Source organism: Burkholderia sp. SIMBA_062, assembly GCF_046534765.1.
GTDB lineage: Bacteria > Pseudomonadota > Gammaproteobacteria > Burkholderiales > Burkholderiaceae > Burkholderia > Burkholderia ambifaria.
On record NZ_JAWRYD010000440.1, the window covers coordinates 1 to 253 of the forward strand.

Here is a 253-nt window from a genome sequence, read left to right on the forward strand (position 1 = left end):
CAGCAGGTTGACGAGCAGTTTCACGCCGTCGAGGAAGGCGTCGAACTGCGCGCCGTGCAACTCGCCCGAGAAGGTCTCGATGCCGTCGAGATGTTTCGCGCTGCGCGAGAAACCGCGCACCGGCACGCCGAGCGCGGCCACCGCGTGCGCGACCTGCGCGCCCAGCACGCCGAGCCCGAGCACGCCCACGGTGAAGGTTTCGCGCGGATGCGGCGCGAGCACGTGCCACTCGCCGCGCGTCTGCTGCTGCGTG

General features: G+C 71.1%; 1 protein-coding gene. It reads right to left on the minus strand.

Annotated features, from left to right (window positions below; all coding sequences use genetic code 11):
- A partial coding sequence (locus SB786_RS36990) for an NAD(P)-dependent oxidoreductase (RefSeq protein WP_410731681.1) occupies nucleotides 1–253 on the minus strand: 253 nt, incomplete at both ends.